At 35.7% G+C, this 21,174-nt stretch carries 18 protein-coding genes and 1 pseudogene; 14 read left to right on the top strand and 5 right to left on the bottom strand.

The window, feature by feature from the left end:
* Positions 1–97 precede the first annotated feature (97 nt).
* The 3 genes from cls to ACFX4L_RS21155 all read left to right on the top strand — a co-directional run bounded on the left by cls (position 98) and on the right by ACFX4L_RS21155 (position 2,900).
* Positions 98–1,603 carry a cardiolipin synthase gene (gene cls / locus ACFX4L_RS21165; RefSeq protein WP_377406107.1) on the top strand — a complete coding sequence of 502 codons (1,506 nt, stop codon included), beginning with the start codon at positions 98–100 and terminating at the stop codon, positions 1,601–1,603.
* Between the two features lie 75 nt (positions 1,604–1,678).
* Positions 1,679–2,434, top strand: coding sequence for an exodeoxyribonuclease III (locus tag ACFX4L_RS21160; RefSeq protein WP_377406105.1), 756 nt, complete (start codon positions 1,679–1,681; stop codon positions 2,432–2,434).
* 64 nt (positions 2,435–2,498) lie between these two features.
* Positions 2,499–2,900: a cytosolic protein gene (locus ACFX4L_RS21155; protein WP_284470640.1), complete on the top strand. Its 402-nt coding sequence runs from the start codon at positions 2,499–2,501 to the stop codon at positions 2,898–2,900.
* Between the two features lie 329 nt (positions 2,901–3,229).
* On the opposite strand, the gene ACFX4L_RS21150 is transcribed toward ACFX4L_RS21155, so the two are convergent.
* Positions 3,230–3,751 carry a DUF2179 domain-containing protein gene (locus tag ACFX4L_RS21150; protein WP_061463358.1) on the bottom strand — a complete coding sequence of 174 codons (522 nt, stop codon included), beginning with the start codon at positions 3,749–3,751 and terminating at the stop codon, positions 3,230–3,232.
* 241 nt (positions 3,752–3,992) lie between these two features.
* On the opposite strand from ACFX4L_RS21150, the gene ACFX4L_RS21145 reads away from it, so the two are divergent.
* The 10 genes from ACFX4L_RS21145 to ACFX4L_RS21100 all read left to right on the top strand — a co-directional run bounded on the left by ACFX4L_RS21145 (position 3,993) and on the right by ACFX4L_RS21100 (position 14,846).
* Positions 3,993–4,337, top strand: a complete 345-nt coding sequence (locus ACFX4L_RS21145; RefSeq protein ID WP_176432046.1) for an avidin-fold protein — start codon at positions 3,993–3,995, stop codon at positions 4,335–4,337.
* A gap of 27 nt (positions 4,338–4,364) precedes the next feature.
* Complete coding sequence (locus tag ACFX4L_RS21140) at positions 4,365–4,934, top strand: histidine phosphatase family protein (protein ID WP_089364686.1); 570 nt, start codon at positions 4,365–4,367, stop codon at positions 4,932–4,934.
* Between the two features lie 70 nt (positions 4,935–5,004).
* Complete coding sequence (locus tag ACFX4L_RS21135; protein WP_377386161.1) at positions 5,005–5,673, top strand: NAD(P)H-binding protein; 669 nt, start codon at positions 5,005–5,007, stop codon at positions 5,671–5,673.
* A 282-nt stretch (positions 5,674–5,955) separates the two neighbouring features.
* The gene (locus ACFX4L_RS21130; RefSeq protein ID WP_061463356.1) at positions 5,956–6,372 is read left to right on the top strand and encodes a BlaI/MecI/CopY family transcriptional regulator; all 417 of its coding nucleotides are present in this window, start codon (positions 5,956–5,958) and stop codon (positions 6,370–6,372) included.
* Positions 6,372–7,226: a M56 family metallopeptidase gene (locus ACFX4L_RS21125; protein WP_377386159.1), complete on the top strand. Its 855-nt coding sequence runs from the start codon at positions 6,372–6,374 to the stop codon at positions 7,224–7,226. Before ACFX4L_RS21130 ends, ACFX4L_RS21125 begins: the two co-directional genes overlap by 1 nt.
* A gap of 69 nt (positions 7,227–7,295) precedes the next feature.
* The gene (locus ACFX4L_RS21120; protein ID WP_284470644.1) at positions 7,296–7,724 is read left to right on the top strand and encodes a DoxX family protein; all 429 of its coding nucleotides are present in this window, start codon (positions 7,296–7,298) and stop codon (positions 7,722–7,724) included.
* 1,030 nt (positions 7,725–8,754) lie between these two features.
* Positions 8,755–9,180: a VOC family protein gene (locus ACFX4L_RS21115; protein ID WP_125162696.1), complete on the top strand. Its 426-nt coding sequence runs from the start codon at positions 8,755–8,757 to the stop codon at positions 9,178–9,180.
* A gap of 924 nt (positions 9,181–10,104) precedes the next feature.
* Positions 10,105–10,884: a hypothetical protein gene (locus ACFX4L_RS21110; RefSeq protein WP_284470646.1), complete on the top strand. Its 780-nt coding sequence runs from the start codon at positions 10,105–10,107 to the stop codon at positions 10,882–10,884.
* 1,235 nt (positions 10,885–12,119) lie between these two features.
* Positions 12,120–13,550, top strand: a complete 1,431-nt coding sequence (locus tag ACFX4L_RS21105; protein ID WP_377406103.1) for a PQQ-dependent sugar dehydrogenase — start codon at positions 12,120–12,122, stop codon at positions 13,548–13,550.
* 723 nt (positions 13,551–14,273) lie between these two features.
* Positions 14,274–14,846, top strand: coding sequence for a YybS family protein (locus ACFX4L_RS21100; protein WP_377386178.1), 573 nt, complete (start codon positions 14,274–14,276; stop codon positions 14,844–14,846).
* Between the two features lie 555 nt (positions 14,847–15,401).
* Here the strand turns inward: ACFX4L_RS21100 and ACFX4L_RS21095 are convergent.
* The 4 genes and pseudogenes from ACFX4L_RS21095 to ACFX4L_RS21080 form a co-directional block, all read right to left on the bottom strand.
* A pseudogene (locus ACFX4L_RS21095) lies at positions 15,402–16,046 on the bottom strand (2OG-Fe(II) oxygenase).
* A 1,041-nt stretch (positions 16,047–17,087) separates the two neighbouring features.
* Positions 17,088–17,876: a HipA family kinase gene (locus tag ACFX4L_RS21090; RefSeq protein ID WP_377386149.1), complete on the bottom strand. Its 789-nt coding sequence runs from the start codon at positions 17,874–17,876 to the stop codon at positions 17,088–17,090.
* A 565-nt stretch (positions 17,877–18,441) separates the two neighbouring features.
* Complete coding sequence (locus tag ACFX4L_RS21085) at positions 18,442–19,530, bottom strand: glycosyltransferase (protein WP_377406101.1); 1,089 nt, start codon at positions 19,528–19,530, stop codon at positions 18,442–18,444.
* Positions 19,530–20,003 (bottom strand): NUDIX hydrolase, encoded by a 474-nt coding sequence (locus ACFX4L_RS21080; protein WP_377406099.1) that lies wholly within the window; start codon positions 20,001–20,003, stop codon positions 19,530–19,532. The genes ACFX4L_RS21085 and ACFX4L_RS21080 overlap by 1 nt, the downstream gene beginning before the upstream one ends.
* Positions 20,004–20,345: 342 nt before the next feature.
* Here ACFX4L_RS21080 and ACFX4L_RS21075 point away from each other — a divergent pair, with 342 nt between their 5' ends.
* Positions 20,346–20,942 carry a serine/threonine protein kinase gene (locus ACFX4L_RS21075; protein WP_377386143.1) on the top strand — a complete coding sequence of 199 codons (597 nt, stop codon included), beginning with the start codon at positions 20,346–20,348 and terminating at the stop codon, positions 20,940–20,942.
* Positions 20,943–21,174 lie beyond the last annotated feature (232 nt).

The raw sequence follows: 21,174 nt of genomic DNA, 5'->3' as shown, positions 1-21,174 counted from the left end.
CGAAAATAAGTCTTCGTAAGTGTTTTGTTTCTTTTACCATCAAATATGGGTATATGTTTGATATATATAAAATATTGTTGTGTAGGAGAATGAAAAGATGAGAAGAAGAAGAATGGAATTTGTATTTTTATTTATTTTAATTGCCGCAGTTTATATGATCCTTTTCACTCATGTTAGCTTCAACGTGAAGCTATTTTTTATTGGATTATATATTTTTGTCATGTTTGTTACCATGTTTTCACTCATGCTGGAAAATAGATTTGCTCACGAGACCCTTTTATGGATGTATGTACTTTTGTTTTTCCCGGTATTTGGATATGTATTTTATCTATTTTCAGGTCAGCTCTATTTAAAGGGGTATTTGTTTCGAAGTAAAAGGAAAAGAGATCGGGAAGAATGGAAGAGTCTTGTCACTCATGTATCACCGCCAGATCTTTCGTTCTTGAATAATCATCAGCAATCATTCGCAGCTTTTGCCAAAAATGCTTCTGAGACAACTATAAGTACATCTTCGCAAACGGAAGTTTTGAAAAATGGAAACGAAACGTTTACGGAAATCATTAAACAGTTAAAAAAGGCTGAAAAATTCATTCATATTGAATATTATATTTTTCGTTCAGACAGGCTTGGTACCGAAATTATAGACATCCTAATTGAAAAAGCAAAAGTTGGTGTGGAAGTTTTATTCATTTTTGATGCAGCGGGTAGTTTAAGCCTTTCAAATAATGAAGTTAAGCGGATGAAAAATGCGGGGATAAAAGCTTATCCATTTTCGCCATTGAAACATGGTTTTTTCAATCAAAAGTTCAATTTTAGGAATCACCGAAAAATCATCATCATTGATGGTGAAATTGGTTTTGTAGGCGGATTAAACGTAGGTGAGGAATATTTGGGACGAAATAAAAACATTGGTTTTTGGAGAGATACACACATGGTCCTGAAAGGGGAAGCGGTATTTATGCTTCATACCGTTTTCCTTCTGGATTGGGAATATGTTAGTGGGGAAGATGTATTGCAAGAACGTCCAGTATTCAAAAATAAAGTTGAACATGGGGATGGAGCTGTCCAGGTTGTAGCGAGCGGACCTGATACACAACAGGGAATAATGAGTGATTTTTACTATTCGCTTATTACTAGCGCCACTGAATCAATCTGGATTGCAAGCCCATACTTCGTACCTAATCAAGCCATTAAAGCAGCAATTAAACATGCAGCCATTAAGGGGTTACAAGTTAGGCTTATGGTTCCGGCAGTAAATGATGGGTTTTTAACCCAATATGGAAGTCGCTCCTATTTCGGGGAGCTGCTTCAATTCGGTGTAGAGGTATACTCGTATAAAAAGGGCTTTTTACATCAAAAACTTATTATCGTAGATGGTGATATGGCCTCTATAGGGACCGCAAACATGGATATGAGGAGTTTTCATCTGAATTTCGAAGTCAATGTCTTTCTTATGGGCAGCCGTACCATTGATGATCTTGTCACTCATTACAAAGAAGATATGAAAGATAGTGATAAGCTAGATTCAATCAGGTATAACGATCGTGGCTTCTTGGAACGTTCAAAAGAATCATTTGCCAGATTGTTTTCGAATGTACTCTAATGGGAAAAAATGAAGATAAATAGTATAGTTGAAATGTAATGAAATTAGTTGGCCATAAGGAGAATTAAAGAGAATATGAAATTGGTTTCCTGGAATGTGAATGGTATTAGGGCTTGTGTTAAAAAAGGATTTTTAGATTACTTTAAAGATGTGGATGCAGATATTTTTTGTCTTCAAGAAACTAAGCTACAAGAAGGGCAGATTTCACTTGAATTGGAAGGGTACCATCAATATTGGAATTATGCACTGAAAAAAGGATATTCCGGTACAGCCATTTTCACGAAGGAAAAACCGCTTTCCGTGAAATATGGTGTAGGGGGGCTGGACGAGGAGCCGGAAGGCAGGATCATAACACTGGAATTCGAGAAATTCTATATGGTGAATGTTTATACACCCAATGCCAAAAGGGATTTATCTAGGCTTGATTACCGTCTCGAATGGGAAGATGGGATGATTGATTATCTTAAAAAACTGGATTTGGTGAAACCGGTAATCTTTTGTGGTGACCTGAATGTCGCACATCAGGAAATCGACTTGAAAAACCCAAAACCTAATATTGGGAATTCGGGTTTCACTAATGAAGAACGTGGGAAGATGACTGAATTACTTGATGCAGGGTTTATCGATACATTTCGCCATTTTTATCCAAACCAGGAAGGTGCCTATACTTGGTGGTCATATATGAGTAAAGTAAGAGAGCGGAATATTGGCTGGAGAATCGATTATTTCATTGTTTCTAAACGGATAGCGGATTCTTTAATGGAGGCTAACATTCACTGCGATGTTATGGGTAGTGATCATTGCCCGGTCGTCTTGGAAACGAACCTCTAAATCGAATAATTTCGTTTAAATGGGGATACTATTGGTTATCCATATTTAACAGGAGGTTAGGATTATGAACACATTTATCGTGGGCTTTCATCAAGAAGATAATGTAGATAGCATGCAAGTGCAAAAACTGACGGCGGCTGAGTTTGAAAAAACAACATCACGCGGTTTTCGCAGATTATTTGAACTGGATACAAATATCGGGTATTTCGTTTTTTTTGATGCAGAAGATGATGAGGGTGATTTATCTCATCTTGTTTTGCAGTATGAAGAAGATAATCAGGATCCAAGTGATTGTTATTCCTTTTCTAAAAATGACTTTTATGAATTCATGGCACTTTATTTGCAAGGCATGGATGAAGTGGAAGATGCAGAAGATGATGAGGACAACGAAGAGTATGGACCAATCCATCATCTTGCCCATTTGATGTTTCATATTGTTGAAGAAGGAAAATCCGTAAAGCCTTAACTGCCGGGTGATGAGATGAAAGGGACTTGTGGGCTTTGTGGCAGTGTTGAGATTGAACTGACCATCTCCTAAGGAGTTAAGCGGCAGCCATTTACCAATTGCTTATCTCTGTAAATCATGTCATAAATAGATTCACGCACGCCTTGTATTCAAACCGAGAGCTCGCCATCCGACTATATAACGTTGTATTGCTAAAAAATGATGAAGCATTGAAAAAATACTTAAAGTGGATAAAAAAACAACCGGTTACCAGGACAGTCAAGATTAGAAAATCAAAAACCAAATAATGCAAAAGCCCATCTTTATAAAGATGGGCTTTTGCATTTCGTTCAGCTTGCTTTATTTTTCAACCGGTCCAGTAAAAATCCACCTTTAAAATAGCGTGGTTCATATGAAATGATGAAAGCCTTAGGTTCAAACTTTTCAACGGTTGCTATTAATTCTTGTTCCCGGTTTCGTTTTGTCAAGATTTCCATCCGATAGCGGTTGCTATCCCTGCCCTCGCCCGTATAAAGAGTGACACCAAATCCGTTGTTCCTTAGGGTATCAACTAACTGTTCATTTTTGGTTTGGGTATTAACGGTTACATTAATAAAACCGATGGCGAGTTTTTGCTCAATTTTCGTACCAAAAATTATTCCGATTCCAAAACCGACTGCATAGACAACCATGGCGAGTATGCTTTGGTCACCGCCAAATACAAGGGATAAACCAAAAACGTATACTAACATTTCTGCGATACCCAGTATCGAGGCAAGTATGGTAATATTTTTTACTAAGAAAATGGTTCGCAGCGTGTATATCGGAACATAAATAAGTTGCAATAGCAGAATCAGAAGTATTTCTTTCAATTGAGCACCTCACCAATATCTTCTAGTTAAATTTAGATGTTTCATCCTCGGGAATGTTCATACTATATGTAACATCTTCCATAATCTAACCACACTATAATAGAAGAATTCAATGGGAAATATTAAGTATTTTTTATGGAATTTCCATTGTGAACGAATTAAGTATTTATAAGATTTTTAATACTCTTTTTTTTATTAATTTGGTATCATTATCCTTATTGATTAATATGGGGGAATGAATATGATTAATTATGATGGACGGATATTCAGAGCAAAAGTCAACTCTGAAAATGGGGAAGTATCAGGAAATACTTCCTTTCACTATTCACAAGAAGGTTCTATTCTTTCAGCAAGTTATCAGGGTGGAGAGATTGTTAAAGGTACGTTAATAGGGCTTGTCCATATGGATGGATCTCTTGAATTCAGGTATAATCATATCAATGAAAAAGGTGAAATAAGAGGAGGAAGCTGTCTTTCCACCCCTGAAATGCTGCCTGATGGAAGGATACGTTTGCATGAAAAATGGAAATGGTCAGATCTCGAGCATAGTGAAGGACACTCCATCATTGAAGAAGTGAAAAAATAAGATTCTGCATAGAGGGGTTTGAGGACAATTACTACTATTTGTTTAGTGCGGCATGGTCAAACAGATTGGAATGCACTAGGGAAACTGCAGGGGCAGACTGATATCCCTTTAAATGAACTAGGAAAGATACAGGCACGGCAATGTGGTGAATTTTTGTCTAAAGAGGATTGGGATGTAATCATATCAAGCCCACTAAAAAGGGCAAGGGAAACGGCTGAAATCATTTCCAATTATATCGAAGTTCCGGTAATTGAAAAAATAGCATTCATTGAAAAGAATTTTGGCGTCGCTGAAGGAATGACAGCAGCAGAAAGGGAAGCAGCATTCACGGATAAGTTATATCCCGGTCAGGAAAATCAGGATTCTTTACGAAACAGGCTGATGAATGGGCTCCAGGAAATTCAAAAGGAGTATCCTGACAAGAAAGTGATACTTGTTGCACATGGCGCTGTCATTCATTTCATTTTACGATTGATGTCAAACGAGTCAATCGTTTCCAAAGAAATGCGGTTGTTCAATGCATGTTTGAGTACGATTAGATTTGATGCCGATTCTTGGATTATTGATGATTTCAATCAAGTGAATCATTTATCTTAGTCCTATATTAGTTGGGGTTAAAAATGGGTATGGTTGATATTCAGGAGCTAATGAAGGAAAGAAGGAAATAATGACTAAAAAGACGGCATTGATTTTAGGGGCTACAGGTGTGGTCGGTACCCAGTTGGTTAAAGAGATAAGCAGTAGTAAAATCTATAAGGAAATCCATTTTATGACAAGAAGGGAAACGGAATTCACAGAGCCCAAGTGCACAGGGCATATTGTGGATTTCGAAAATTTATCCAGGTATGCCGATTTGTTCAACGTCACGGATGTTTTCATTTGTTTAGGTACAACGATCAAGAAGGCTAAATCCAGGGAAGCTTTTCGTAAAGTTGATTATGATTATGTAATCGAAGCAGCTAAAATGGCGAAAACATCCAATGTTGAAAAATTACTCGTCATAACAGCCATGGGAGCCGATTCCAAATCAAAGTTTTTTTACAACCGTGTTAAGGGCGATGTGGAAGGAACACTACAACACCTAGATTTGAATTCTGTACATATTTTCCGTCCTTCCTTACTTCTTGGAGAACGAAAGGAATTTAGGGCAGGTGAAAAGATTTCTAGTATGCTAAGCCCATTTGCTAAATTTCTCTTTATGGGCCCTTTACGCCCATATCGTGCCATAGAAGCAAACAAAGTAGCTGCTGCAATGTATGCTGCAGCCCAAACCACGACAAGGGGATTTCATCTTTATAATTCTGATGAAATAGAGAGACTTTCAACAAGGAGTTAATCATAAATTCATGAAATGAGCCTCCAATAGGCTCGTTTTTTTATAATTTTAAATCCGTTTTGGATGTATCTGACAGCAGATGAACATTTGTAGCTGAAAAAAGGAAGTGGAGTATAATAGTGAGAACCTGGATAAATTGGAAAGTCCAGGCCAAAGGGGTCTGGAAAGGTAATTAAAGTCAATCAATAGAGAAATTCATGATACTACTTCATTTCTAATCTTCCGGATGAAACTTGATTCCAACTAGGTTTTCCACTACAATTCGTAGTGGGAGTGATAAAAATGAATATTAAAAATTTTAAATATGATGAAGTTGGACTGAATCGTTTCTTTGGTCCCTTGGAAGCTAATATCATGGAATATTTATGGGATAAAAATGAACAGAGTATTAAAGCTGTCCAGCAATCCTTGGAGCTTGACAAGCCTATCAACTTTAATACTGTAATGACAGTCATGAACCGTTTAGTTGAAAAGGGCATTCTTGAAAAGAGGTCCGAAGGAAGGCTTTCATTATTTCGCCCCGTGCAGTCTAAAGCCGAGTTTTTAGAAGAGCAGTCAAAGAAACTGACTGAGAATTTGCTGGATGAGTTTGGCGGGGCTGTCATTAGCCATATGCTTGATGCCATGAAAGACGCTGACCAAGGTTTAATTGAAAAATTGGAACAAAAAATTCAATCGTTAAAAAAGGATAAATTATAATGTGGAAGAAAAAGTCTTATTTTGTGATAAGCCTGAGTCTTTTAATTGCTTGTGTAGTATGGAGCCAAATGGGAGCGTTTTTGGTACATATCTTTTTTGGAGTAAATATTAAAGCCAACTTTTTTAAATTTTGCTTTAGTCTATTCAAGGAAGGTTCAGTTTACTACTTTATAGTCATCACACTGCTCAATATAGTAATATCCTATAGTATATTGAGCACCCTTTTCAAAATTGCAGAGCAATATCTTCTATCCAGAAGGTTCAAACAAAAGCTTTTTACCTACAAAAACGTTGAAAAGACAAGGACAATAAATGAAACATTCAAACAGGTCAACAAAGATATCTTAGTTGTTAATGCTAATCAACCACTTGCGTTTACGCTTGGTTTTAGGCGACCTTTCATTGTTTTAAGCACTGGTTTAATTCAATTATTGGAGCTTGACGAGCTGGAAGCGGTAGTGGAGCATGAAGCATTTCACCAAAAAAGATATGATCCACTGGTAATCTTTATTTTACAGTTGATCTCGCATACTTTATGGTTTGTTCCACTGACAAAATGGTGTTATAAAAATTACAAAATAATAAGTGAATTATTAGCCGATGAATATGCGATTAATAAAATGGGCACTGATTTAGGCATAAGCGCTGCTTTGTTGAAGTTAATTAAACATTTTAGCTCTGATAAATCAACTCCTGTCATTGTCCACTTCTCAAATGAATCGGTAAACTATAGACTTCAGCATTTAGTTGATCCTCATAAAACAATTCCTTTGAGGGCTGATAGTACCACGATTTTTGTTTCTATATATGTTTTGGTGATATTATTGGGAATGACTATAGTGATTGTCGGATGACTTTCACTTGATTTTTTTGCAAGTTTACACTACACTTTGTAGTGTAAAATAAATAAAAGGAGATGTGTCATGAATAAACAAGAAATCGGTACCTTTTTATTAAGAGTAATGTTGGGAATTACATTTTTGTTACATGGTTTATCAAAGTTCCAAGGTGGATTGGATAACACATCAGGATGGTTTCAAAGTATGGGCATTCCAGGGTTTTTGGCCTATGTTGTTGGTACAATTGAATTGGTTGGAGGATTAGCTTTAATTTTAGGTCTTGGAACAAGAATAATTTCTGCTCTACTTATATTCATTATGGCTGGTGCAATTGTTTATGTGAAATTTCCAGCAGGTTTTATGGGGAATGGAGAAGGTACAGGTTTCGAACTGGACCTGGTTCTTATGATTATTGCACTTCACCTAGTATTAAATGGAAGCCGATTCCTATCTATAGACTCTAAGCTACCAAACCCTAAGAAAACGAAAAATTCAGAAAAAATAGCGAGTTAATAAGGAAGGTTACCAAATTGAAACGAATGGATTAAAGTCAATAAAAACTTTTCTACTGAACGGATTCAAAAAACTTAGTCAAGGAGCGGAGCTTGAGGGCATGAATCCGATAATTTACTTGGGTCATGCCTTTTTCATTTCACCTTGATTCGTTGATGTTTCTTTAGAAATTCCGATATAATCTTCTATTTCTTGTTTAAATGCTCCATGCTCTGAAACTGATGTAAAATCAAGCATTTCAGATATAAGTAATTTACTATAAACGAATTGTCAAAGCACACCCTTTCTTAATCCATTATGAAAAGGTCAACCAATCACCTTTGGAGTTTAAAGAACAGTCTTCAATTGTGGAGGATGCCTTGGATTATGCAGTAAAAAAGGCATAGTATATACTGGATTGCCAAAGAACGTGGTAGTTTTGACGAGAATTCCCTTTAAGATCCAAAGAAATTGATAAAGCGCTAGATCCCATTGAATAAAATCGATAACCTACTAACAAATACTTCATATAAGCCCCCCTAATCTATTCACATTAAGAAATACCATTATTTTTATAAAGCTATACTCATTAAAAAGGTGACAAACGTTCCCTACAGAAGGATAAAAATACGAAGACTCCGCCTTAATTACACTTGTTTTATTTGATTCAGGGGATAATGAATATATGTTCTTCCTAATTTGATTGTTAAAGAAATGCAAATGGTTCTTGAACCTTTCATAGATATACATATGGACGAGGAACCTACTAGCTTGTGAGCTCTTGAGGAACTTCCAGCCGCTGTTGAATCAAGTATTAGAGAATTATTAAATGATCAAAATGAAAACCAACAATTGTTGAAGCATACATACACCGAGATAGGACAACCAATTGGTTTTGAGTGATTTTCATTGACGAACACATGTTCTTTGTTATAAAATAAAGTCATGGGTAATAATGGTATAGTGGGTATTGCCACTGACAATTTCAAAAGGAAGCTTGGAAGTTACTCATGCCGTGTAAAAAAATTAGAACAAAAGGAGCTATTTAACTATGACCATGAGATTGTCTCCCTATTTAATGATGAACGGAAATGCGAAGGAAGCGATCCAATTTTACGAAAAAGCATTGGATGCGAAAGTCCTTTTTAATCAAACTTTTGGAGAAATGCCAGAAAACCCGGAATTCCCTTTACCAGAAGAAGCAAAGGAACTTGTTTCACACGCAATGTTAAAGGTTGGAGAAACGGACCTCATGTTTTCAGATACGTTTCCGGGTCAAACCAGTCAAACTGGAGATCAAGTTACGATCTGTATTTCAACTAACGATATCGAAGAATCAAAACGAATTTTTGATTCCTTGTCGCAAGACGGACAAGTGAAAATGCCACTCCAGGAAGCATTTTTTAGCCCTGCTTATGGGATAGTATTGGACAAATTCGGTATTACCTTTCAAATTTACACAGAGGCTCATCAATGAATTTTCTCTAGGAAAAAAATATCCCCAAGCATAGTAGCTGTTTTTTGAATCTTAGTTGCAACTGAAGGCACAATAGTTGAAAAATCAAATCCCAATTTCTCATTGTTATCACTGAGAGATTGGGGTTTTTAATATGGAATATCCCTTACCGCATGGATGAAACTTTAGATGCATATTAAAAGCTCCCTTCTTAATGAAGCATCACAGAATGGAGTCCCGTAAGTATTACGCGGATTCACAACAATAATTAAGGGGAGTTTTATTAAATCAAAATACCCCTCACAGTACACACTCTTCACACTGTCCCTATATGTTTCCCTTGAATGGAGCCGTTGTTAATCTGATTAATAATTTTTGTACTCAACTAATAAAAGGCTGCCTAATAACCGAAGACCACCATTTGTGTCATGTCTTGGAAAGGAAAGAAGATATCGTTAATTATTCTTTGCCATCTTAAATTTTGATACCTTTTCGTTATCCTTCTGTGATATCTGTCATCTATTCTTTAACTGTTTGTTATTTGTATAGGAATTAGCTATGCTATTATTTAAAACATTAGCATACATACAAGCCAAATAGGATGTAACAAATTACAGATGGTACAGGCAGTGCTATAGAAATAAAGTAGATAATTTCTTCCTAATCAGCATGATACCTTAAATAGGGGCATTAAAATCGAGAAAAAGCAGTCTTGAATAACTCACTCATATCATTGATCGTTTAGAAAATATATACACTTCAATTGAAGTCGGTTTGAATCGTTCCTTTTTATTATATTTATATCTATTAATTTCCCGCCAAAATGCCACATCATCCATAGCCTGCTATTTATCAGAATTAAAATGATTCATTTTTTTCAATTAATAGGGTAATATCACTCAATTTAACATTGCTTGGCGTAATAAGATGAAAAGGGGGAACTTTGTGAACACAGATCAAGCTTTCGACCTGTTAAAGGATGCAGGTGTTACAGAAAGTAGTAATATTCAAACTGTTCGACGATGGCTGCGTGAAGGAAAGATTAAATACGAGGGAGGAAACGGGGAAAGAAAAACTGGATATATTCTGGATGATACAGACCAAGCTTTCGACCTGTTAAAGGATGCAGGAATTACAGAAAGCAGTGGTATTCAAATTGTTCGACGTTGGTTACGAGAAGGTAAGGTTAAATACGGGGGAAACGGAAAGAGTAACACTGGATACATAATCGATGACAAATCCTCAAGGCTGGCAATAAATGATATATTAGATCAAAATAAGGACGAAATCATACACCGATTAAAATTAAAAATACAAGCCCAAGATAAGCAAATAGAAGGAATTGAGGAACTCAATGAGACTGCAAAAAAAATATTAATTCAGCAAAGGGATATGTATAAAAAGGAAGTAGTCATTCTAAAGAATGAAAAAAGTGAATTGCAAAATGAAACAAAGGATTTATTAAAAGAAAATATTGAATTACGTAATGAATTGATAAAAGTAAAAGCCAACATAAGAGATAATTACAATTACGGCTCCACTGCCCAATCAAATGATTATAGTGAAAAATTAGGGCTTTCAAAAATGGCGAGTTATAAAGAATTGTTAGCCGAATATAAAGGGTTATTAAAAATAACTCATCCAGACCATAACGGCAACGCAAAGGTCTTTCATTACATTAAGACTGATTTCGATAGTTTTAGAAATAGCAACAAAGGTAAATGATTTAGGGTTTAAATTCAAGCAAGAATGCTGAATAAGGTAAGGACTGTAAAGTAAAAACTAATAAGAGGTTGAATTCGAATTTAATAAAGAATCCTTGTTCTATAGTGTATTTATTTTAGAGGTTCCATGGTCTTGACAGATACATCAAATCTTATTAACCAAAGGATTTTCTCTAAGTCTAAAACGTGTTCAACGCTTAATGAGCAAGGCGAGTATTCGTTCTATCACGAAGAAAAAATATCGTTCTTATCCACTTCTGTATTGGATCTTCATTCAAAGAAAGCAGTAGTAGGGTATTTCTTTTCAAGTTCTATGACGACAGGACTGGTCTTAAAAGCTTTTGATAACGCTCATTTTGCACAAAAGCCCTTGGTGGCTTAGTTCTTCATACGGACCTTGGCTTACAATATACAAGCAGTGAGTTTAAATTCAACTTTTCCAAAACCACCATATTAAGCAATCCTTTAGTCAACAAGGCTGTCCGTCCGATAAAGCCTGTTTTGAATCCTTTCAAATGGAAACAAAGTCAATCACGTGCGATATCTCGACTATTAAACAGCTAAACTAGCGATGTTCCAATTTATTGAAGGTTGGTATAACCGAAAACGAATTCACAGCAGCTTAGGATATTAAAGCCATTGAAGATAAAATTAGAAATCCAGCTTAAGGTTTAACTTTTTGTGTCCAAGTTATTGACTCAAATCCAAAGTACATAGAAAAAGTGTGTTTTGAAATTAATCGAAACACGCTTTTTTAAATTCAATTGAAGCATCCTTTTATAAAAAAGTTTAATAATTTTTGTGATTCTTATTCAATTAAAGCTTCCGATTATGGAAGATCTCATTGAAGATATGCCCCTGTTACTTTGATTAATTCACAATATTTTCAAGTGGGTTCCCTTTCGCTTCCAGAAATGCGTTGAAATCCATAAAGTAAAAAACTCCTTATAAAAAGAAATAAGCGGAAAAATGAAACTTATGTAATCGAACTAATGTAAATCCCTTTTAATAACACCTGTCAATATAAATGCAAAAAACAACATCTATGACTGCGTATAGTAATATAAACAATTTGAAATTTTTATTTATCTATTTTAATATCCGCATAGAACATACCAAAAACGGACCAATATTAAAAGGAAATTTACCCGATTCCTTGGCCCTAATTTGATACTAATAGAGCATCCCTAATCATATTCTTATAATAGAAAACAATAAAAAGGGGTGTAAAGTTAGTTGATAAAAGAAAAGGTTAGCTTACGACCCATTGTAAGTAAGATAAATTTACCCACCGTTTTGAAAACAACTATTCTTCCGGGTGACTCAATTGAAAGATTATTTATTGCAACTCAGGTAGGAGAAATCTTTTACATAGGAAACGGAGTTATTAGGGTTTTTTTAGATATTCGCTCGCGAATCTTAAAATTAGGTAGTTCTGAACAAGGTGTTTCAGGTAGGGGATATGATGAACGGGGATTAATAGGGCTAGCGTTTCATCCAGAATTTTATTATAACGGTTTGTTTTATCTTCATTATTCAGTAGCTGGAACACAAGGTCCAGGGGCCCTTACTGAACATTTTATGCCTAACCCGTGTGATCCCAGAACTTTAAACCTAAAGTGGATAAATAGAGAAACTCAATATGATCATATTGATACAGTTGAAGAATGGATTTTACAATCGAATGGTCAACCTCAAAAACGACGGACATTACTTAACATAAGAAGACCATTTTTTAATCATAATGGTGTCAATAGCTTAAACTTTTCACCTGAAACCGGAAAACTTATTTTAACAACTGGAGATGGTGGAGCAGGCTATGATCCATTTAATTTAAGTCAAGATGATATGGAGATAGCTGGTAAAATAATTGAAATTGATATAGTTAAGAATACATTTATCGATGATCCACCCATAGTCACACGTTTTAATGAACTTCCCTCACCTATTCAGGAAACGCTTACGGTAATTGCAAAAGGGGTTCGCAATATAACAGGCATTTCATTTCAAAAGTTTTATAATCAGTATATCAAATATGTGGGGAATGTCGGACAGGATTTGGTAGAGTCAATTTTTTCATTCGTTCATTATAAACCAATACCGGTTACTCAGCTTATTCAAGCTTCTTTAATGAGAATTAAACCTGACCAAGAAGGATTTATTAACTTTGGTTGGCGAGGGTGGGAAGGTGCTTTTCCTACTTCGTTTATAAAGGGCTGTTCTGAAAACCCGGCTTTGAATGAGAAAACGATTGCTTATTACAATGACACAGTAAAAAATTCTGTGAGGCGTCTACAGCCTTTAATTAGTTATTTTCATAAAGATCCTCGCCCCGATAAGTTTGGAGGAACTGCACTTACAGGAGTGCAGCCGTATATGGGGAATAGAATCCCAAATTTAACGGGAAGCGTTGTGTTTACCGATCTTGCCCGGAAGGAAGAATCTCGACCTCCGGTTAGAGGGGTTTTAGCTTATACCAGGGTAAGTACAGATTGTAAACTAAACGATTTTAGTGTTATTGAAACTGATTATAACTTTGGGACGCAATCAGCTTATTATGTTAGTTTGGGAACGAATCTGGATCAAACCAGTCTATATTTAGGGGTTTATGGCTCTATGAAAGCGACTGAATTAAACCAAGGTACTGTTTTTGAAATTGTTCCATGATTTATTAAAACTATAAAATTCGACGGCTGGAATATTTGTCATATATTTACTGTATTTGTGACAATAAAGACAAAGTAGAAAATTTCAAAATAGAGCTAATTGTAGTTTCGTAATAAAGTTTGTTCAAAAATACCTTGCACACCCATTCCCATCAGCTTAAGGAATTCATTGTTCCCCCAAATGAAAAATAGGAAGGAACACCAAAGGGAGAGAATGCGCCTTTCCAAACTTGCCCATTTGAAACACGGGAATTTGTAGCTGTTCCTTGCCAAAAATACATTTCTTTATCGGGACCAAGATAACACCGTTGTTATGATGAACTCCAATGCTAGGTATTCCTGAACTAATATCCTTCTTGGAGCCATCTGGTCTTACAATAATAATTAATCCCTGGTGTGCAATATAGATATTACCTTTGTAAAAAGTAAAAAATCGGCAAGTGGGGGGGAGGTCCCTCAGCTATTACTCTTGTTGGAGTAAGTATAAATACTTTACCATTTCCAGAAGAAATTTCAGCATCTGCAATTAGACTTTCCCATCGATCCGTAAACGTTAAGTTAATTGGAGTTGTAAACTTTTTCCGCAAATACTTTAATTTTTTTAAATAACCATGGAGGGGCAATCCTCATTCCAATTGATTACTTACAGGAAATACAGCATAAAGCGAAAGGGTATGAATAGTATAGAAAGTGACAAATTGGTTGTTTTTAGGGGGTGGTTTTAATCAATCGGTTTGTTCGTTATTGGTATCAATCGATGATAGGGACAGCTGCAAACTATGTTCCTGTAAGAAAAATGACCCTTGCAACCAAGTTAGTTATTACAGCCTTATTGAGTACATTTTCCACTATGCTTCAATCAGCAGGGGGCTTTATGCCTGGTATAGGCTTTCTAATTAGTTTTCTGGCGACATTACCAATTTTTTTAGCTACTTGTTTTTCTATCCGTCAGGGAATTCTCTCTTATACCCTTACGCTTTTCCTTTTATTTATTATTCAGCCGAGTGAACTAATTATCTTTCCCTTTACAACAGGTTTATTAGGTCTTGCGATGGGTGTGGCCTTTTTACAATTGAAGAGGAGAATTGTGGTTGTTTCCTTTTCATCAATATGTCTACTTACGGGTATTATGGTGATTCTGTATGTATTCCGTTTTCCAGTGCTAGGCCCTACTGTTGATACACCTATGGATCCAAAGGTTATTGCAATAATATTTATATTGAGTTTTCTATACTGCTGGATCTTCGCGGAACTTTGTAGAATACTCATGAATAGATTGTGTCGGGCGTTGCCTTAACAGTTGAGTAAAATCTTTTTGAACGAATAATCAGAGTTTGGACGTTTGGGGTATAAGGGCGTGGAAACTCTAGCGGATGTTCCTCATGCTTTTCCACCTTTACATACTGCCCGTTGGGTAAGTGGTGTGCAAATACATAACATAACTGCATGGTGAAAAGAAATGCAAAGTTAAGCTAATAAGAACTTGGATATCCGGATTGCCAAACAAACATTTCACTGGATGGAGTTTACTTAGAGATGCCTTAAAGCATTTAATAGCAGAAGGGGTAAGACGAAGTTTTGGAGGTCCATGGACAAGTCTTAATTAGGCTATTGGTCATGTATTTGATTTCACCTCGTGGCCATATTTTATCAGGAAAATCCCTTATGAACTAATAGGTGCATTAGTTCATTAAGGAACTCGATGAGAAAAAAAGATGTCTATTTTCTGTGTTTTTTTCTCGAACTTCATTCTTCATCTATTAATATAGATATAAAGGTTTTGAGGTGACAGTTATGTGGGAGCAGGAAGTGAATTACATCTATCATTTTTAAAACATCTGACATCTGGAGACTATTTTTTCCTTCTCATCCATTGCGTTGCAACCCATTTTTCTCCAGTAATAACTGGAGCTCCACCATGTAAAGTCAGGTCGTTAAGGTTTTGATCGTTATAGAAATATTCATAATACACTGCCATTCCTTTTTGAGGTGATACTGAAAAATTCAGTTTAGGAAAAAAAGTTTCTCCCCCATGCTCTACATCATTTAAGTACATGACGATTGTGCTGATTCTATTGTTTTTTGCTGCTATACTTGAGGATGTAAAAAAATCAAAATGGGCTTTATATTCTTGCCCAGGAGTATATTTAAGAATTTGAATACCATCTCCATGTTCAATGGGTATATTCATGATTGTTGAAATCCTTTTTTCGATTTTGGTAATGATGTCATATTCATTTTCTTGAAAAAACATACTACTGCTCGTTCTTATCTCATTTACTTCGTGCTTAACTCCAATTTTGGAACGATTCATTCTGTCTTTTGACAATTAAATAAGTCCGTCACATTCTTCGTCACTCAAAACATTCCCTAATATTACAATTAGTGGTTCATCTAATCTAGCAATTACATTAATGTCTCGGTCTTCCGTTTTGATTTTATTTCCAATATGATTAAAAATAGTTTGTTCTTTACTTATTTTATTTTCCACCGTCAACTTTCATCGAATCCTAATAGAATGAATTTTCCGAACAATTAGTTTGAATTGCCACTGTAAGCGTTTTACTATGTTAATTATACCACGAACCTTTTTATATAACTGTTTCTTAGTTCTTGCTGACAGTGCTCCGATTATGAGGTGGACCAGTAAAAATTACTGGTGACCTAGCGCTTGACTATGGCAAACTCTAATCATTTACATAAAATAATCTGCCCAAGTCACTTTGTAAAGATATTCATGTGTGTATTTTCACCAAAATTCATACGTGAGTTTAATTCCTTCTTCATCAATTATAGAAGGACTTTTCAAAAAAAGGAACGTATTTCCTTTCGTAATAAGCCGTTCAAGAAACTTAGAGAAAAAGAGAAAAAGAAATGTATGATAGGAAATGTGAAGGAAGTGAACGAAAGCGGAGGACTTTAAATCTATCAGTGTTACTGAAGGGATTAAAAAGGTGATGTAATAAAAAATCCAACTTCGTTTCCGCTGAATGGTAAGGGGTCGCAAGGGGCCGTTTTAAAAATTTCTTCAGACAAATGTGTGAAAATTTGTACAAAACCAGAATATGCCATTAAAGAGGGGGATGTATTGAAAATTGCACAAGAGTCATCCACTATTCCACGGCTTTATGGGTGGGGCAAAACTATATTATTATGGAATATCTTGAGGGGCCAACTTTATTCCAATATTTTGGAATTTTGAGGGATCCTATCCGGAAAATTGATGAGGCAAATTCTTTTTGTGCTTAAAGAAATGGAGCGTTAAAGTTTACCAGAATGGATGCCTATTTGCGCCACATTATTGTAACTAAAGATGAGGAATTAAAAGTAATTGATCATTATAGCTCCTATACAAGGAATCGAAACAGGCTAGAGTCGATATTCAAAGGTTTAAAAAGTTGGGTCTATTACCATTGTTCTTGGAAGAGTTAAAAGAAATGGATCCCGAGTCCTATATGGAATGGAAAGATTTACAGATAAAAAAAGTAACTCCTTTAAAGCTAATAAGGAGTTACTTTTTTCTGGGGAAAAACCAGCGTTATTTTGGATTGCTATGATGCTGGATGATACGATTAACGATATCTGGCAATTTAATTTTCTGGTCTAAAAGAAACTTGTAGAGAGCATCTCTATCCTTCGTACTCACATTCCACTCTTTTGGGATTGATTCAATCACTTGATAAATCGATTTGTTCGGCAAATTCACTATTTTTTCAATATACGATGTAAGCTCTGTGTGATCATCGAGAAGAGAGAAGGCCCATTTATAAAAAGGCCAATGGTAGTTATATACCGGTGTTTCTCTCAGCGTTTGAGCTGACCATTGGTAACGTCCCGGAAAAACTCTGCCATGATCAATCATATGGACATAATAGCCACCATCACTGAGATTTTCCAAAATGACATTCATCGTACCTCGATCAGAGTTATTTACCCATTGGTCGAATACCGTTATACCGGCCAGCATATCTCGGTTTTTAACATCCGTCTTAGTGGGAGGATTCACTCTAACATTTTCGAAAACTGTACTGTTTTTAATATAAACACAGCCATATTGGTATCCAGAACTATAGTTGTGTATAGTGGATTGTAATTCAGGAGTTTTCTTGATAAATTCCTCCGGTATATATACAAGATCAAATGGGATAACGGGAAGTGAAAGGAGCTCTGCCAATTTGCCGATCAGGTATTCATTGACCACTTCTTTTTCTCTTTCTTTCTTAGTATCGAACCACTTCACGACATATTCTTTACCATCGCTGAAAAGAATGACATGTGCGGTTCCGCCCCTTAATGTTTGTACATATCGAACTGGATATTTCGTCATATCACTTTATCTCCTTTAAAAATATTTGTCTAGCTCTATTTCTTTTTTACCTTGTCTTTTTTATTAACCATATTGCTCTTGTATTGATCGATGAAATTGGTTATAAGATTCGGTAAATGACCTTTTGTTCTAAAAGAAATTTATACAGCGCTTACTTTACTCCTTCGAGAACCCGCCCTCTACAGGGATGGTTTGGGTAACTTCATAGTTGATTCGTTGGGAAGGGGTACAATTTTTTTAGCATAGAGAAGCCCCAACGGTTAGTTTTTTGGTAAGGGATATCGTATTTCAGATTCTGGGTAAGCGTTTTTTCAGACCAATGATATCCACCCAACATGTTCCATGATCAATCAAATGGACAAAATAGCCGCCTTCCTGTACTACAATGAAAATGCTTATGGTCCGATCTCGTGTATTGGCATTCTGAACTGAATTTGTATTTTTTGGAATGTGATTCAGGAGTACTTTTTATGAATTCACCTGGGATATATACTAGTACGGGGGACAAAAGGAGGGAAGAAACATCGCTAATTTACTGAGCACATAATCATTTACTTTGACTATGTCAATTAACTTCGTTATTTTTTTCTATTAAGCTGTATAGCCTTTGTTGTTCGATGATTTGATTATTCAAATCAAAATTTTCATCAATAACCTGTCTTGCACTTCTGGTATATCTCTTCCATACTCTTGGATGACTCAGGAAATATTTTATACCTTGAGCCAATTTTAAATCATCTTTCTCAGGAACAAGGTATCCTGTTTTTTTATGCTCAATCAATTCCGGAATCCCTCCATGAAAGGTGGAGATGACTGGTAAACCGCTTGCCATGGCTTCTTTTAATGCATTTGGGATCCCTTCTACATCGCCATCTTCGCCCGTTTCACTGGCAAGGCAAAAGAGATGGGAATCTCTTAATTCCTTAGAAATTTGGTTAGAATCCATTGGCCCCCTAAGAAAAACGTGTTCGTTTAATTGGTTTTCATCAATGAAAACTCTTATCTTCTCTTCATCTTCACCTGTACCAATGATGTGCAGTGTCGTTCTTGGGTATTCCTGATGAATCCGTTGAAAGGCCTTCAAAAGCGTAAGGAATCCTTTTTTCTCGACAAGTCTGGCTACAGACAAGATTCGGATTTCTCCTTCCTTAGGTAGGGAACGTTGGACATATGGGTATAAATCTAAATTTAGACCGCCATATAATACATGTACCTTATCTTCTTTAAATCCTAATTTTTTTAATTCATCTGCAAGAAAATGGCAAACTGCAAAACAACCAGCTCCATGTTTTACTAAATTTTGATATCGGAGGACATTTTTGCGAAATCTCTGATATGTTTGAGTGGAAGAATCACGTCCTCGAAAATGTACAATCAAAGGAATATCATACTCTCTAGCTGTTGGTAAAATATCAATGGAATGTTTCCCTTGATGAGCGTGAATCGCGACGACATTTTGCTCCTTAAAGAAGGCTCCAAGGTCTTGAATTTCGTTCAAATTATAATAATGTTCAAACTGAAATTGAACATTGTCGCTATTTGGATAAGGTCCTATTACAATAGGCCGATATTGATCCAACATAATGATTTGATTGTACATAAATCCTTGATTTATTTTAATAGGCTCTCTAATGTAAAAAGCGATTGTCTTCACTATTTCAATCCCTTCCTTCCCTCTAAAATCAAATTTTCGATAAAACTTTGAAATATTTGTCGATCTCGTTCAGTTAAATCTTTCGGAAAAGCGGACCATTTAAAAAATTGTACCTTTTGTATTTCTATATCATCAGGTTTTAAATCTCCGCTGAGTATTTCTTCGGTCACGTAAGCAATATTGACTGGAAAGTATTCATCACCATTAGGAAGCTTCGTAAAATAGTTCTTCCCTGAAAAAACGCCAATTAATTGAAGGGTGCCAATGTTAATCCCTGTTTCTTCCAAAATTTCACGTCTGCATGCCTCTTCCGCAGATTCTCCTAATTCAATAAAGCCGCCTGGGAATTTCCACATTTTATCGGATTGTACCATCAGAAAACGGCTGTTCTGATCGATAACCAAAACGGTGACCCCCGTAAGTAACAAAGCTCTAGTCCCAACGAGAGCACGTAAAACTTCAATGTATCCCATCACAAGTCCCCTTTCAGATCATTTCCTTTCTGGTTTTTACTCTTTTATAGTAAATGCAAAATAGAAAAGATTCGAAACGGACAAGTATATATATTTGTATGTTTTTTGTAAAGTTCTTAATTGAATGTGTATGAGCATAAGACACTGAAGAAATGCTGGGAAAAGCTTTGCTTAAGAGAATTATGCACCAATTGCTTATAGGTCCTTCTCGTCCTTAAGAACCCAGTAAAAGAGGGTATGAATTAATTTTGTGAAAAAGTGTTATTAACCTAAAGCAACTAATCGATGATTTCATATTATAGGTTATGGTTATTAAAAAGAAGAAAAGAGGTGCAAGATTAGATGGATGAATTTAAATCAATAAAGCTTGAGAGAATAGAAAAGAACGGTAAAAAAGAACTTATTATTCATAATCCAACCACATTAAAACTAATTGGGGAAGGAAGTCAAGGTGCAGTCTTTCAGCTTGATGAAGATCTTTGCGTAAAAATTTATGTCAATCCAAATGCAGCAACTAAAGAGGGGAAAGCACTTGAAGCAGCGAAGGAAACTCATATTGTTCCGAGGTTATACGAAGTCGGACCAAACTATGTTATTATGGAGTATTTAAAAGGTCCCAATCTAAAAGATTATTTGAAAGGAAAGCATGATATTCCCGAATCGTTTACAGAACAAATCATAATGATTCGAAAGGAACTAAAGAGAGTTGGATTTATTAGAATCAAGACCTCTATCGGACATTTTGTTGTAACAAAGGGAAATGTGCTGAAAGCAATCGATCATTCAGATGGCCTCACAATGAATGACCCATATAATCCGAAGATGTTTCGTGATCTAAAGAAATTGGGGTTATTGGATTCATTCCTTGAACAAGCAAAGAAAATCGATCCTGAATCATATGAAGACTGGCAGAAAAATATTGATTTCAATGCGATATAGGAAACCTATCCGTTAGGATGACAATATGGGCAGATGGCTTCAGCAAAGGCTCTAACCGGTGCAAGTATGGCATACTTCAAAAAAAATTATGATGAATTCCTCACAAAACCAATTATGTTGTACAAGCAGGAAAATCTAAAAGAGTCGATTGCTTAACGTTGAACTGCACCCCAATTGTTAGACACAACTAACAATTGGAGGTGCAGTTTTTTATGGCGAGATTTTCTTCAGA

The organism is Peribacillus sp. YIM B13482 (assembly GCF_042787975.1).
Classification (GTDB): Bacteria; Bacillota; Bacilli; order Bacillales; family DSM-1321; genus Peribacillus; species Peribacillus simplex_A.
The sequence above is the reverse complement of the archived record's forward strand: the minus strand, read 5'-3'. Positions and strand labels throughout refer to the sequence as shown.